The organism is Pseudaquabacterium inlustre (assembly GCF_038066595.1).
GTDB classification, from domain to species: domain Bacteria; phylum Pseudomonadota; class Gammaproteobacteria; order Burkholderiales; family Burkholderiaceae_C; genus Pseudaquabacterium; species Pseudaquabacterium inlustre.
Window position 1 is genome coordinate 362812 of the sequence record NZ_JBBUTH010000008.1, and the last position, 13101, is coordinate 375912.

12 protein-coding genes are annotated in these 13101 nt (G+C 70.4%); 7 read left to right on the forward strand and 5 right to left on the reverse strand.

The genetic code is table 11. From position 1 onward, the window contains the following. Window position 1: 1 nt before the first annotated feature. Window positions 2-1528, reverse strand: coding sequence for a protein adenylyltransferase SelO (locus AACH10_RS16125; RefSeq protein WP_341411477.1), 1527 nt, complete (start codon window positions 1526-1528; stop codon window positions 2-4). A gap of 12 nt (window positions 1529-1540) precedes the next feature. Next, entirely contained in the window at window positions 1541-2461 is a 921-nt protein-coding gene (locus AACH10_RS16130; protein ID WP_341411478.1) for a pseudouridine-5'-phosphate glycosidase, read from the reverse strand. Window positions 2462-2529: 68 nt separating this feature from the next. Here AACH10_RS16130 and ubiA point away from each other — a divergent pair, with 68 nt between their 5' ends. Then, the gene (ubiA, locus tag AACH10_RS16135; RefSeq protein ID WP_341411479.1) at window positions 2530-3447 is read left to right on the forward strand and encodes a 4-hydroxybenzoate octaprenyltransferase; all 918 of its coding nucleotides are present in this window, start codon (window positions 2530-2532) and stop codon (window positions 3445-3447) included. Between the two features lie 319 nt (window positions 3448-3766). Here the strand turns inward: ubiA and proC are convergent, their stop codons facing one another. Continuing rightward, entirely contained in the window at window positions 3767-4600 is an 834-nt protein-coding gene (proC, locus tag AACH10_RS16140) for a pyrroline-5-carboxylate reductase (RefSeq protein ID WP_341411480.1), read from the reverse strand. A 67-nt stretch (window positions 4601-4667) separates the two neighbouring features. Further along, the gene (locus AACH10_RS16145) at window positions 4668-5999 is read right to left on the reverse strand and encodes a serine hydrolase domain-containing protein (protein ID WP_423228616.1); all 1332 of its coding nucleotides are present in this window, start codon (window positions 5997-5999) and stop codon (window positions 4668-4670) included. Window positions 6000-6278: 279 nt separating this feature from the next. Between AACH10_RS16145 and AACH10_RS16150 the strand changes: the two genes are divergently transcribed. From AACH10_RS16150 to AACH10_RS16160, 3 genes are read left to right on the forward strand one after another with little or no spacing between them, the layout of a single operon-like run. After that, a complete protein-coding gene (locus AACH10_RS16150; protein ID WP_341411481.1) occupies window positions 6279-7547 on the forward strand; it encodes a Glu/Leu/Phe/Val family dehydrogenase in 1269 nt (422 codons plus the stop codon). Window positions 7548-7605: 58 nt separating this feature from the next. Next, window positions 7606-8577, forward strand: a complete 972-nt coding sequence (locus tag AACH10_RS16155) for a Bug family tripartite tricarboxylate transporter substrate binding protein (protein ID WP_341411482.1) — start codon at window positions 7606-7608, stop codon at window positions 8575-8577. A gap of 2 nt (window positions 8578-8579) precedes the next feature. Further along, window positions 8580-9062: an Lrp/AsnC ligand binding domain-containing protein gene (locus AACH10_RS16160; RefSeq protein ID WP_341411483.1), complete on the forward strand. Its 483-nt coding sequence runs from the start codon at window positions 8580-8582 to the stop codon at window positions 9060-9062. Window positions 9063-9080: 18 nt separating this feature from the next. Here AACH10_RS16160 and AACH10_RS16165 read toward each other — a convergent pair whose 3' ends face one another. Further along, the gene (locus tag AACH10_RS16165; protein ID WP_341411484.1) at window positions 9081-9845 is read right to left on the reverse strand and encodes a YggS family pyridoxal phosphate-dependent enzyme; all 765 of its coding nucleotides are present in this window, start codon (window positions 9843-9845) and stop codon (window positions 9081-9083) included. A 104-nt stretch (window positions 9846-9949) separates the two neighbouring features. On the opposite strand from AACH10_RS16165, the gene AACH10_RS16170 reads away from it, so the two are divergent. The 3 genes from AACH10_RS16170 to AACH10_RS16180 are packed head-to-tail and all read left to right on the forward strand — an operon-like array spanning window position 9950 to window position 13100. Then, entirely contained in the window at window positions 9950-10993 is a 1044-nt protein-coding gene (locus tag AACH10_RS16170; protein WP_341411485.1) for a type IV pilus twitching motility protein PilT, read from the forward strand. 47 nt (window positions 10994-11040) lie between these two features. Further along, the gene (locus AACH10_RS16175) at window positions 11041-12177 is read left to right on the forward strand and encodes a PilT/PilU family type 4a pilus ATPase (protein ID WP_341411486.1); all 1137 of its coding nucleotides are present in this window, start codon (window positions 11041-11043) and stop codon (window positions 12175-12177) included. A gap of 32 nt (window positions 12178-12209) precedes the next feature. Beyond that, window positions 12210-13100: an NAD(P)-dependent oxidoreductase gene (locus AACH10_RS16180; protein WP_341411487.1), complete on the forward strand. Its 891-nt coding sequence runs from the start codon at window positions 12210-12212 to the stop codon at window positions 13098-13100. The last annotated feature ends 1 nt before the right edge of the window (window position 13101 follow it).

Below are 13101 nucleotides of genomic sequence, written 5' to 3' on the forward strand. Positions count from 1 at the left end.
CTCAGGTGCCGCAGAAGGTCTGGTAGCAGGCGGTCTGCTCGCGCGGCGCCGGCTCGGCATCGGCCGCGTGGCCGGGCAGCGTGTCGAAGGGCTGCTGCAACGCGGCCAGCAGCTCGTCGAAGGGCGTCAGGTCGCCCTGCTCGACGGCGGCGGTGAGCGCCGCCTCCACGCGGTGGTGGCGCGGCACGTAGAGCGGGTTGGCGCGGCACAGCGCCGCGGCATGGCCGCCCGCCGGCTGCGGCTGCTGGGCCAGGCGTGCACGCCAGCGCGCCAGCCAGGCCTCGCGCGCCGGGGTGTCGGGCAGCAATTGCGCCAGTGCACGACCGGCGGGCACACCGGACATGGGCGCGTCGACTGCGTTGTCGCCCTCCACCCCATCCGCCAGCCCGCGGAAGGCCAGCGTGTGGTCGGCACCCTGGGTCTGCAACAGCAGCAGGAACGATTCGGCCAGCGCACGGTCGGTCTCGTCGTGCTCGGGCGTGGCGCCGGCCAGGCCCAGCTTGGCGCGCATCACCGCCAGCCAGGCGGACGCGTACATCGCCGGGAAGGCGTCGATCACCGCGGTGGCCGCGGCCACCGCGCGATCGGGGTCGGCATCGATCATCGGCAGCAGGCACTCGGCGAAGCGCGCGATGTTCCAGCGTGCGATCAGCGGCTGCTGGCCATAGGCGTAGCGCCCGCCATGGTCGATGGAGCTGAACACCGCGGCCGGGTCATGGTGCTCCATGAAGGCGCAGGGGCCGTAGTCGATGGTCTCGCCCGACAGCGTCATGTTGTCGGTGTTCATCACGCCGTGGATGAAGCCCACGCCCATCCATTGCGCGATCAGCGCAGCCTGGCGCCCGGCCAGGGCGTTCAGCAGCGCCAGCGCGGCGTTTTCGGCGTCCTTCAATTTAGGGTAGTGGCGCGCCACGGTGTAGGCCACCAGGCGCTGAACGTCCTCGTGCCGGCCGCGCGCGGCAAAGAACTGGAAGGTGCCCACGCGGATGTGGCTGGCCGCGATGCGGCTGAGCACGGCGCCGGGCAGCACGCGGTCGCGCTGGATGGGCTCGCCGGTGGCCACCGCCGCCAGCACGCGGGTGGTGGGGATGCCCAGGGCGTGCATGGCCTCGCCCATCAGGTACTCGCGCAGCACGGGGCCGACGGCGGCCTTGCCATCGCCGCCGCGCGAATACGGCGTGCGGCCCGAGCCCTTGAAGGCCCAGTCGCGGCGCTGTCCGTGGCGGTCGATCAGCTCGCCCAGCAGCAAGGCGCGGCCATCGCCCAGCTGCGGCGAGAAGCCGCCGAACTGGTGGCCGGCGTAGGCCTGGGCCAGCGGCTCGGCACCGGGCGGCACGGTCTGGCCCGACAACACGGCCAGGCCCTCGGGGCCAGCCAGCGCGTCGGCGTCCAGGCCCAGTTCGTCGGCCAGCGCGCGGTTGAGCTTCAGCAGCTGCGGCTGCGGTGCCGGCGTGGGCTGCCAGGCGGTGTAGAAGCCGGGCAGGTCACGGGCGTAGCTGTTGTCGAAGGCGATGGGCGGCAGGGGCATGTCAGCGGTCTTTCAGCCCTGCAGTGTGGCGTGTGCCACCGCCACCTGCGCTGCCAGCCGCGCATTGGCCTTGATCAGCGCGATATTGCTGGCCAGACTCTGCCCGCCGGTCAGCTCGCTCACCCGCTGCAGCAGAAAAGGCGTGGCGGCCTTGCCGGCCACGCCTTGCGCCTGTGCCTCGGCCAGGGCCTGGGTGATCGCGGCGTCGATCGCCTCGCGCGGCATCGCGTGCTCGGCCGGCACCGGGTGGGCCACCACCAGGCCGCCCGGGTAGCCCAGCGCCCATTGCGCCTGCATCACCGCCGCCACGTCGGCGGGCGTGTCGAGCCGGGCGTCCACGCCGTGCGCGCTGTCGCGGCTGTAGAAGGCGGGCAGGCGGTCGGTGCCGTAGCCGATCACCGGCACGCCGTGGGTCTCCAGGTATTCCAGCGTCAGGCCCAGGTCCAGGATGCTCTTGATGCCGGCGCACACCACGGCCACCGGCGTGCGCGCCAGCTCCTGCAGGTCGGCCGAGATGTCCATGCTGGTCTCGGCGCCGCGGTGCACGCCGCCGATGCCGCCGGTGGCAAACAGGCGGATGCCGGCCAGCGCGGCCACGATCATCGTCGCGGCCACCGTGGTGGCGCCGGTGCCGCGGCGCGCCACCAGCAGCGGCAGGTCACGCCGGCTGGCCTTGGTGGTGGCGTGGCCGGCCTGGCCCAGGCGTTCGATCTGGTCGGTGGACAGGCCCGCCTTCAGCCGCCCGTCGATGACCGCGATGGTGGCCGGCACCGCGCCGTGGGCGCGCACCTCGGCCTCCACGGCCAGCGCGGTCTGGGCGTTCTCGGGCCAGGGCATGCCGTGGCTGATGATGGTGGATTCCAGTGCCACCACGGGGCGGCCGGCGGCCAGGGCCTCGGCCACCTCGGGGTGGATGTCGAGCAGGGGGTTCATGGGCGGGCTCATCGCGGGCGATTGTGCGTTGCCAGCCCGGCCGGCCCGGGTGACACAATTTGCCGCCCATGTCGACCCACACCGCTCCCTCCGCGCGTCCGCCGCGCCTGCCGCTGTACCTGGACTTGATCCGCTGGAATCGCCCGGCCGGCTGGCTGCTGCTGCTGTGGCCCACGCTCAGCGCGCTGTGGATCGCGGGCGACGGCTTTCCGGGCTGGCATCTGCTGGCGGTGTTCACGCTGGGCACGGTGCTGATGCGCTCGGCCGGCTGCTGCATCAACGACGTGGCCGATCGCGAGTTCGACCGCCACGTCAAGCGCACGGCGCAGCGACCGGTCACCAGCGGCCGGGTGGGCGCGAAGGAGGCGCTGACCGTGGGCGCGGTGCTGGCCTTCGTGGCCTTTCTGCTGGTACTGACCACCAATCCGCCCACCATCTGGCTGTCGTTCGCGGCGCTGGCCATCGCCATGGCCTATCCGTATGCCAAGCGCCATGTCAGCATGCCGCAGGCGGTGCTGGGCGTGGCCTTTTCGTTCGGCATCCCGATGGCCTTCTCGGCCGCCCAGGGTGGCAAGGACTGGGCGCTGGCCAGTGTGCCGGCGGCCGTGCCGGCGCATGCCTGGTGGCTGCTGGTGGGCAACCTGTTCTGGGTGCTGGCCTACGACACCGAGTACGCCATGGTCGACCGCGATGACGACCTGAAGATCGGCATCCAGACCTCGGCCATCACGCTGGGCCGCTGGGACGTGGCCGCGGTGATGGGCTTCTACGTCGTGTTCCTGGGATCCTGGGCGGCCATCGGCCATGCGCTGGGCCTGGGCGCGCTGTTCCTGGCCGGCATCGGCGCGGCGGCGCTGCAGGTGGCCTGGCACTACACGCTGATCCGCGACCGCAGCCGCGACGGCTGCTTCCGCGCCTTCCGCGAGAACCACTGGGTGGGTTTCGCAGTGTTTGCCGGCGTGGCGGCGGATCTGGCTTTGCGCTGAGTCATTCCGTTCGGCGTTTTGTGCAGGCCAAGCTGGAACCGCGGTCCCGGCAGCGCTCAACTGCGCCGGTCCGCCGCATGGCGGCGGACTTCGTTGCGGTGCTCGGATTCAGGGCTGCGCGGCGCAACTCGCTCCGTTCGCTGCGCTCTCTGTGCTCGAACAAGCGCCGCGAGTCAGTCGGTCAACGCGCGCTGCGCGCGCCGCCCTGAATCCTGCGCTCCTCACCGGCACAGATTCGCACCACCGGGACCGCGGTTCCAGCTTGGCGGCAAGAGCGAGACAAGGCACGACACCTTCGGCGCACACCACCGTGCACCAATCAACCGAACTCGTCGCCCAGTTCCTTGGCCCGCTGTTGCGCTGCACGCACGGCACGGGTGATGGCCTCGGCCACCGCATCGCCGCGCATCGACTGCAGCGCCGCATAGGTGGTGCCACCCTTGCTGGTGACACGCTCGCGCAGCACCTCGGGCGGCTCGTCGCTGGCGGCGGCCAGCGCGGTGGCGCCGTCGAAGGTGGCCAGCGCCAGCTGCTTGCCTTGCTCGGCCGTCAGCCCCATCGCTTCAGCCGCCGCCATCATGGCCTCGACGAAGTAGAAAACGTAGGCCGGGCCCGAGCCCGACAGCGCGGTGACGGCATCGAGGTCGGCCTCGGCCTGCACCCACAGCACCTGGCCGGTGGGCGCCAGCACCTGCTCGACCAACGTGCGCTCATCGGCGCTGACCCCCGGCGTGGCATACAGCCCGGCGATGCCGCGGCCGATCAGCGCCGGCGTGTTGGGCATGCTGCGCACGATGCGTGCGGCGGCCCCATCGGCGCCCAGGGCGCGGGCGATGGCGTCGCTGCGGATGCCGGCCATCACGCTCAGGTGCAGCGCACCGGCCACCTGGGCGGCACAGGGCGCGGCGGCCTCCTTGAACAGCTGCGGCTTCACCGCCCACACCACCAGCGCAGCGCCGGCCAGCATGGCATCGGCCGCCGCCAGCGTGCGCACGCCGAACTCGGCCTGCAGCTTGGCGCGCTGCGCCTCGTCGGGGTCGACGACCAGGATGCTGGCCGGTGCGCGGCCGCTCTTCACCAGCCCGCCGATCAGCGCGCTGGCCATGTTGCCGCCGCCGATGAAGGCGATGGTGTCTCGGGTGTCAGAAGTCATGCGCGGCAGTCTAACCAGCGGCGTACCGCAGCTTCTGCGGTTCGCAGCGGCGAGCGCCGCGCAAGATTCACCTGGGGTTGGCCATCAGGTGCAGTGCGATGGCGTGGTACGCCGGCAGCGAGGTCGGGTCGTTGTTGACGTTGCCGGCCAGCGGGTGCGAGGCGTAGCGGGCGATCACCATCTCGGCCGCCGGGTCGATGTAGATCGCCTGGCCATGCACGCCGCGCGCCATGAAGGCGCCGTGCGCGTTGTGCGACACCCACCACATGTTGCGGTAGCTCCAGCCCGGCAGCGTGGGATAGCCGCCGAAGGCGCTGCGGTCGCCACCCTTGCGGATGTCGTCGACCACGGCCTTGGGGATGACCTGCCGGCCGCCGGCCTGGCCACCGTTGCGCATCAGCTCGCCAAAGCGCGCCAGGTCGCGCAGGCTGGTGTTCAGGCCGCCGCCGGCGAACTCGTTGCCCACGCTGTCGACGCTGAAGTAGGCGTCCTGCTCCATGCCCAGCTGGCTCCAGATGCGCTCGCCCAGGTTCTGGCCCACGCCCTTGCCGGTGACACGGCGGATCACCCAGCCCAGCGCATCGGTGTTCACGGTCTTGTAGGTGAAGGGCCCGCCGTGCTCGCCCTCCTTCTTCACCGTCTGCAAGAACTCGTAGAAGCTCTTCGGCCCGCTGTAGCCGGGCGGGCGCGGCAGCACGCCGCCGGCACGCACATGGGCCCAGATCTCGGCGTTCGGGTCGGCGTAGTTCTCGCTGTATTTCAGCCCGGTGCGCATGTCCAGCAGCTGGCGGATGGTGGCGTCGCCGAAGGCCGTGTCCTGCAGCTCGGGCACGTACTTGGCCACCACGGCGTTCTCGTCGAGCTGGCCCTCGGCCACCAGGATGGCGCCGATGGTGCCGAAGAAGCTCTTGGTCACCGACATCGCGATGTGCTGGCCCTCGGGGCGGAACACGCCGGCGTAGCGCTCGTAGACCACGCGGCCCTTGTGCAGCACCACGATGCCGTCGGTGTAGTTGGCGTCGAAGGCCTGGGCCCAGGTGAGGGGCTCGGTCTTGCCCAGCGGCGTGAAGCGCACCGCGTCCAGGTCATTGCGCTCGGCGCGCGGCAGCGGGCTGACCGCGCCCACGCCGCGCGAGACGTTGGTGGTGGGGATCAGCTGGCGCTGGTGCGAGAAGCTCCAGCGCAGCTGCGGAAAGCGGTAGCCGCTGCCGTCCTCGAAGCGGATCACCTTGTCGGGCGGCGGGGGCGAGCCCACCATCCAGCCCAGCTTGGCGGGGTCGGTCTGTTCGGCACTGGGCAGTGCGGGGGCCTGGGCCTGGGCCGGGGTGAGGGCGGTCATCGTGGTCAGCAGGGCGGCGGCCAGCGCCGGCAGGGCGGGTCTGAATCGGCAGATGGGCATGGGAATGGCCTGGAGTGTGAAGCGCTGGATGATGCGAGCGCGGCCGGGTCCGCCACAGCCACGTTTTCCCAGGGCAGTGCGGCCCGCAACATCGGTCGGCCATCACGCGGGTTCATGCTGCGCCGCGTCATACCCCGCCGCTGGCGGGTCATGCATTCGGCGCATAACGTGCCGCAGCCTGGGTGGCGACGCCTACATTGCGCGCCCAGCGCCACGCCAACGGCTCACGAGGCCCGACGGCCACGGCGCAGGACCTTAGACAACCCGGACGAGACATCCATGACCCTTTCCTACGTGCATCCCACCACCGACAGCCCCTGGGGCACCTACCTGGCCCAGGTCGACCGTGTGCTGCCCTACCTGGGCCCGCTGGCCCGCTGGGGCGAGACGCTCAAGCGCCCCAAGCGCTCGCTGATCGTGGACGTGCCCATCGAGCTGGACAACGGCACGATCGCGCACTTCGAGGGCTACCGCGTGCAGCACAGCCTGACGCGCGGCCCCGGCAAGGGCGGTGTGCGCTACCACCCCGACGTCACGCTGGAAGAGGTGATGGCCCTGTCGGCCTGGATGAGCATCAAGAACGCCGCGGTGAACCTGCCCTACGGCGGCGCCAAGGGCGGCATCCGCGTCGACCCCAAGAAGCTCAGCCAGAAGGAGCTGGAGAAGCTGACGCGCCGCTACACCAGCGAGATCGGCCTGATCATCGGCCCGCACCAGGACATCCCGGCGCCCGACGTCAACACCAACGCCCAGATCATGGCGTGGATGATGGACACCTACTCGATGAACGTGGGCGCCACGGCCACCGGGGTCGTCACCGGCAAGCCCATTCACCTGGGCGGCAGCCTGGGCCGCGTGAAGGCCACCGGCCGCGGCGTGTTCGTCACCGGCCGCGAGGCGGCCCGGCGCATCGGCCTGAACCTGGAAGGCGCCCGCGTGGCGGTGCAGGGCTTCGGCAACGTGGGTTCGTCGGCGGCCGAGCTCTTCGGCCAGGCCGGCGCGAAGATCGTGGCCGTGCAGGACCACACCGGCACGATCATCAACCCCAAGGGCCTGGACCTGGCCACGCTGGTGCCGCACGCCAAGGCCACCGGCGGCGTGGCCGGCTTCGCCGAGGCCGAGAAGATCGACGACGAGGCCTTCTGGGACGTGGCCTGCGACATCGTGATCCCGGCCGCGCTGGAAAACCAGATCACCGCCGCCCGCGCCGCGCGCCTGAAGGCCCGGCTGGTGCTCGAAGGCGCCAACGGCCCCACCGGCCAGGCCGCCGATGACGTGCTGGCCGACCGCGGCATCCTGGTGGTGCCCGACGTGATCTGCAACGCCGGCGGCGTGACGGTGAGCTACTTCGAGTGGGTGCAGGACTTCTCCAGCTTCTTCTGGACCGAGGACGAGATCAACGTCAAGCTCGACAAGATCATGGTCGGCGCGCTGAAGAACATCTGGGACACGGCCGACCGCCACAAGATCAGCCTGCGCACCGCCACCTTTGCGGTGGCCTGCGAGCGCATCCTGATCGCCCGCCAGGAGCGCGGCCTCTACCCCTGAGCCTGCCGGCGCGACAATGGCGGCTTCGCCGTTCTGCCGCCTTTGCCGCCCTGTCGCCATGCGCCGTCGCCCCCTGCTCCTCGCCCTTGCCGCCACCCTGCCGCTGGTGGCCACCGCCCAGACCGCGCCGCACTGGCCGACGCAGGCGGTGAAGATCGTGGTGCCGGCGCCGGCCGGCTCCAGCCTGGACATCGTGGCCCGGCTGCTGGGCGACAAGCTCAAGGACAAGTGGGGCCAGCCGGTGCTGGTGGAGAACAAGCCCGGCGCCGGCGGCATGCTGGGTGTGGACGTGGCGGCCAAGGCCGCACCCGACGGCCACACGCTGGCGCTGGGCTTCAACGGCCCGGTGGCGTTCGCGCCCTTCCTGTACAAGAAGATGCCGTACGACCCGGCCAAGGACCTGGCGCCGGTGGTCATGGTCACCAGCCAGCCCAATGTGCTGGCGGTCAGCGCCGGGGTGCCGGCCAAGACGGTGAAGGAATTCGTCGAATGGGCCAAGTCCCGCGCCGGCAAGGTGAACTACTCGTCGCTGGGCAACGGCAGCTCGGCGCACCTGACCATGGCGCTGTTCATGGCCGAAGCCGGCTTCCAGGCCACGCACATTCCGTTCAACGGCTCGCCGCCGGCCGCCTTCGCGCTGGCCCAGGGCGAGGCCGACGCCAGCTTCATGACCGCGCCGGCGCTGCTGCCGCATGTCAAGTCGGGCAAGGTGCGCATGCTGGCCACCAGCGCCTCGCAGCGCCCGGACAGCCTGCGCGACATCCCCACGCTGGCCGAGGCCGGCTTCCCGCAGGTGGAGTCGCTGGCCTGGAACGGCCTGTTCACCGCCGCGGCCACCCCGCCGGCGGTGATCGGCAAGATCAACACCGACGTCAACGCCGTGCTGCGCGACGCCAACGTGCGCCTGCAGCTGGACCTGCAGGGCCTGAACCCGGTGGGCGGCACGCCCGAGGCCTTCAAGCGCACGCTGCAGGACGACGCCAAGCGCTGGGGCGCCATCATCCGCGCCACGGGCGTGACGCTGGACTGACCATGGCGGACGAGGGCGCTGCCGAGCGCGAGCTCGACAAGATCGACCTGCGCATCCTGCGCCAGCTGCAGGCCGACGGCCGCATCAGCAACCTGAAGCTGGCCGAGGCCGTGCACCTGTCGCCCACGGCGGTGCTCGAGCGCGTCAAGCGCCTCACCCGCGAGGGCTACATCCTGGGCTACGAGGCGCGGCTGAACCCGGCCAAGTTGGGCGCCGGGCTGCTGGTGTTCATCGAGGTGCTGCTCGACCGAACCGTGCACGACGTGATGGACAACTTCCGCGCCGCGGTGCAGGTGCGCCCCGAGATCCTGGAATGCCACCTGGTGGCCGGTGGCTTCGACTACCTGCTCAAGACCCGCGTGGCCGACATGGCCCAGTACCGCGAGTTCATCGGCACCGTGATCTGGACCCTGCCCGGCGTGCGCGAGACCCGCACCTACGCGGTGATGGAAGAGGTCAAGAGCAGCACCCAGCTGCCGATCTGAGGGCCGCCAGGCCGGCCCTCAGCCGCCCGACGATCCCCACTTGCAGGGCGAGGGCTCGGTGCGCGCCAGCGGTGGCCGGCCGCCGAAGATGGCCGTGCCCACGCGCACCAGGGTGGCGCCCTCGGCGATGGCCGCCTCCAGGTCGGCGCTCATGCCCATGCTCAGCGTGTCCAGCCGGGTGCTGCTGCCGGCCTGGGCCAGCGCGGCGTTCACCGCGGCCATCAGCTCGCGCAGCGCACGGTGCGGCGCGCGCTGCGCGTCCAGGTCGCCGGCCGGCTCGGGGATGGCCATCAGCCCGCGCAGGCGCACGCGCTCGGCCGGCAGCGCGGCCACCGCCAGCGCCAGCGCCGCGGTGTCGGCCGGCGCCAGGCCGCTCTTGCTGGCCTCGCCGCTGATGTTGACCTGCAGGCACAGCTGCAGCGGCCCCAGCGTGGGCGGGCGCTGCTCGGCCAGGCGCTGGGCGATCTTCAGGCGGTCGACCGAGTGCACCCAGTCGAAGGCCTCGGCCACCGGGCGGGTCTTGTTGCTCTGCAGCGGGCCGATCAGGTGCCACTGCAGCTGGCGGCGGATGTCGGCCAGCGTGGCGATCTTGTCCAGCGCCTCCTGCACGTAGTTCTCGCCGAACTGGCGCGCGCCGGCGGCGAAGGCCTCGCGCACGGCCTCGGCCGGGAAGGTCTTGCTGACGGCCAGCAGCGTGACCGCGTCCACGGGGCGGCCCGCACGCTCACAAGCCGTCGCGATTCGCTCTTGAACTTGCTGATAGTTGCCGATAACGGTGGTCATAATGATTTGCAAGGGGGGCGGCGCGCGCCCTCCGCATTTCCCATTTCCGACACGGGCTGCGGGCGCGACGACCAGACTGCCGCGAGCCTACCCCAGGCGACACCATGGACATCACCCAGCTGCTGGCCTTCTCGGTCAAGAACAAGGCCTCCGACCTGCACCTGTCGGCCGGCCTGCCGCCGATGATCCGGGTCAACGGCGACGTGCGGCGCATCAACGTCGAGCCGCTGGACCACAAGCAGGTCCACGCCATGGTCTACGACATCATGAACGACGCCCAGCGCAAGGCGTACGAAGACACGCTGGAATGCGACTTCTCGTTCGAGATCCAGGGCCTGGCGCGCTTCCGGGTCAACGCCTTCAACCAGAACCGCGGCTCGGGCGCGGTGTTCCGCACCATTCCGAGCAAGATCCTGACGCTGGAGCAGCTGGGCGCGCCGAAGATCTTTGCCGACTTGGCGCTGCGCCCGCGCGGGCTGGTGCTGGTGACCGGCCCCACCGGCTCGGGCAAGAGCACCACGCTGGCGGCCATGGTCAACCACCTCAACGAGAACGAGTACGGCCACGTGCTGACGGTGGAAGACCCGATCGAGTTCGTGCACGAGAGCAAGAAGTGCCTGGTCAACCAGCGCGAGGTGGGCCCGCACACGATGAGCTTCAACAACGCGCTGCGCAGCGCGCTGCGCGAAGACCCCGACGCCATCCTGGTGGGCGAAATGCGCGACCTGGAAACCATCCGCCTGGCACTCACCGCCGCCGAGACCGGCCACCTGGTGTTCGGCACCCTGCACACCAGCAGCGCCGCCAAGACCATCGACCGCGTGGTGGATGTGTTCCCGGCGGCCGAGAAGGACATGGTGCGCGCGATGCTGTCCGAATCGCTGGTGGCGGTGATCTCGCAGACGCTGTGCAAGCTCAAGGACGGCACGGGCCGCGTGGCGGCGCACGAGATCATGATCGGCACCCCGGCCATCCGCAACCTGATCCGCGAGAACAAGATCGCGCAGATGTACTCGTCGATCCAGACCGGCCAGAACCTGGGCATGCAGACGCTGGACCAGAACCTGGCCGACCTGGTGCGCCGCAACCTCATCGCCCCTGCGGAAGCGCGCGCCAAGGCCAAGATTCCGGAGAACTTCCCAGGGTGAAACTCCCCCACAATTCACCGAACTGAGCTGCCAGGGAGTCCGGCGCCGTGGAACGCGAACAAGCCTCGAAATTCGTCAACGACCTGCTGCGGCTGATGGTCACGCGCGGCGGCTCCGACCTGTTCCTCACCGCCGACTTCCCGCCCGCCATCAAGGTGGATGGCAAGGTCACGCGCGTGTCGCCGCAGCCACTCACCGGCCAGCACACGCTGGTACTGGCCCGCGCCGTGATGAACGAGCGCCAGGCCACCGAGTTCGAGCGCACCAAGGAGTGCAACTTCGCGATCGCCCCGCATGGCATCGGGCGCTTTCGCGTCAACGCCTTCATGCAGCAGGGCCATGTGGGCCTGGTGATGCGCACCATCCCGCAGGTGCTGCCCACCATCGACAGCCTGGGCCTGCCGCCGGTGCTCAAGGAGGTGGCCATGACCAAGCGCGGCCTGGTCATCATGGTGGGCGCCACCGGCTCGGGCAAGAGCACCTCGCTGGCGGCCATGCTCGACTGGCGCAACGAGCACAGCTACGGCCACATCATCACCGTGGAAGACCCGGTGGAGTTCGTGCATGCGCACAAGAACTGCATCGTCACGCAGCGCGAGGTGGGCATCGACACCGACGGCTGGGAGCAGGCGCTGAAGAACACCCTGCGCCAGGCGCCCGACGTGATCATGATGGGCGAGATCCGCGACCGCGAGACCATGGAACACGCGGTGGCCTTTGCCGAGACCGGCCACCTGTGCCTGGCCACGCTGCACGCCAACTCGTCGAACCAGGCGCTCGACCGCATCATCAACTTCTTCCCCGAAGAGCGGCGCCAGCAGCTGCTGATGGACCTGTCGCTGAACCTGCGCGGCCTGGTGTCGCAGCGGCTGCTGCCGCGCGAGGAAGGCAAGGGCCGCATCGCCGCGGTGGAGATCCTGCTGAACACGCCGCTGATCTCCGACCTGATCTTCAAGGGCGAGGTGGCCGAGATCAAGGACCTGATGAAGCGCAGCCGCGAGCTGGGCATGCAGACCTTCGACCAAGCGCTGTTCGACCTGTACGAAGCCGGCGAAGTGACCTACGAGGACGCGCTGCGCAACGCCGACTCGGTGAACGACCTGCGCCTGCAGATCAAGCTGCACAGCAACCGTGCGCGCAGCCGCGACCTCTCGGCAGGCACTGAACATTTCACCATCGTGTGATGTGTGATGAGGCGTCGATACACTCGGCGCCCATGACCAAGACCTACGAACCGATCGCTTCGCGCCGTGTGGCGTTTCTCGGCCTGGGCGTGATGGGCGGGCCGATGGCCGGGCACCTGGCGCGCGCCGGGCACCAGGTCACGGTCTACAACCGCACCGCCGCCAAGGCCCAGGCCTGGGCCCAGGAATACGGTGGCCAGGCCGCCGCCACGCCGCGTGAGGCCGCCGCTGGTGCCGAGTTCGTGTTCGCCTGCGTGGGCAACGACGACGACCTGCGCTCGGTGGTTCTGGGTGCCGATGGCGCCTTTGCCGGCATGGCGCCGGGCGCCATCTTCGTCGACCACACCACGGCCTCGGCCGAGGTGGCGCGCGAGCTGGCCGCAGCGGCCACGGCCGCCGGCCTGCAGTTCGTCGACGCACCGGTGTCGGGCGGCCAGGCAGGGGCGGTGAACGGCCTGCTCACCGTGATGTGCGGCGGCGATGCCGCGGCCTTTGCCGCGATGCAGCCGGTGGCCATGGCGTTTTCGCGCGCCGTCACGCTGGTGGGCAAGAGCGGCGCGGGTCAGCTGGCCAAGATGGTCAACCAAATCTGCATCGCCGGCCTGGTGCAGGGCCTGTCGGAAGCCATCGCCTTCGGCCAGAAGGCCGGGCTGGACATGAAGCAGGTGCTGGACGTGATCGGCAAGGGCGCCGCGCAGAGCTGGCAGATGGACAACCGTGGCAAGACCATGGTCGACGACCAGTTCGAGTTCGGCTTCGCCGTCGACTGGATGCGCAAGGACCTGGGCCTGGTGCTCGACGAGGCCCGCCGCAACGGCGCGCGCCTGCCGGTCACCGCGCTGGTCGACCAGTTCTACGGCGACGTGCAGAAGATGGGCGGCAACCGCTGGGACACCAGCAGCCTGATTCGCAGACTGAAGTAAG

What these genes read in the sequence shown, in the direction of transcription:
- AACH10_RS16150 (WP_341411481.1), top strand. Translation starts at nt 6,279, where the DNA reads ATGACCCTTTCCTACGTGCATCCCACCACCGACAGCCCCTGGGGCACC.
- AACH10_RS16155 (WP_341411482.1), top strand. Translation starts at nt 7,606, where the DNA reads ATGCGCCGTCGCCCCCTGCTCCTCGCCCTTGCCGCCACCCTGCCGCTG.
- ubiA (WP_341411479.1), top strand. Translation starts at nt 2,530, where the DNA reads ATGTCGACCCACACCGCTCCCTCCGCGCGTCCGCCGCGCCTGCCGCTG.
- AACH10_RS16125 (WP_341411477.1), bottom strand. Translation starts at nt 1,528, where the DNA reads ATGCCCCTGCCGCCCATCGCCTTCGACAACAGCTACGCCCGTGACCTG.
- AACH10_RS16180 (WP_341411487.1), top strand. Translation starts at nt 12,210, where the DNA reads ATGACCAAGACCTACGAACCGATCGCTTCGCGCCGTGTGGCGTTTCTC.
- AACH10_RS16165 (WP_341411484.1), bottom strand. Translation starts at nt 9,845, where the DNA reads ATGACCACCGTTATCGGCAACTATCAGCAAGTTCAAGAGCGAATCGCG.
- AACH10_RS16160 (WP_341411483.1), top strand. Translation starts at nt 8,580, where the DNA reads ATGGCGGACGAGGGCGCTGCCGAGCGCGAGCTCGACAAGATCGACCTG.
- AACH10_RS16145 (WP_423228616.1), bottom strand. Translation starts at nt 5,999, where the DNA reads ATGCCCATCTGCCGATTCAGACCCGCCCTGCCGGCGCTGGCCGCCGCC.
- AACH10_RS16170 (WP_341411485.1), top strand. Translation starts at nt 9,950, where the DNA reads ATGGACATCACCCAGCTGCTGGCCTTCTCGGTCAAGAACAAGGCCTCC.
- proC (WP_341411480.1), bottom strand. Translation starts at nt 4,600, where the DNA reads ATGACTTCTGACACCCGAGACACCATCGCCTTCATCGGCGGCGGCAAC.
- AACH10_RS16130 (WP_341411478.1), bottom strand. Translation starts at nt 2,461, where the DNA reads ATGAACCCCCTGCTCGACATCCACCCCGAGGTGGCCGAGGCCCTGGCC.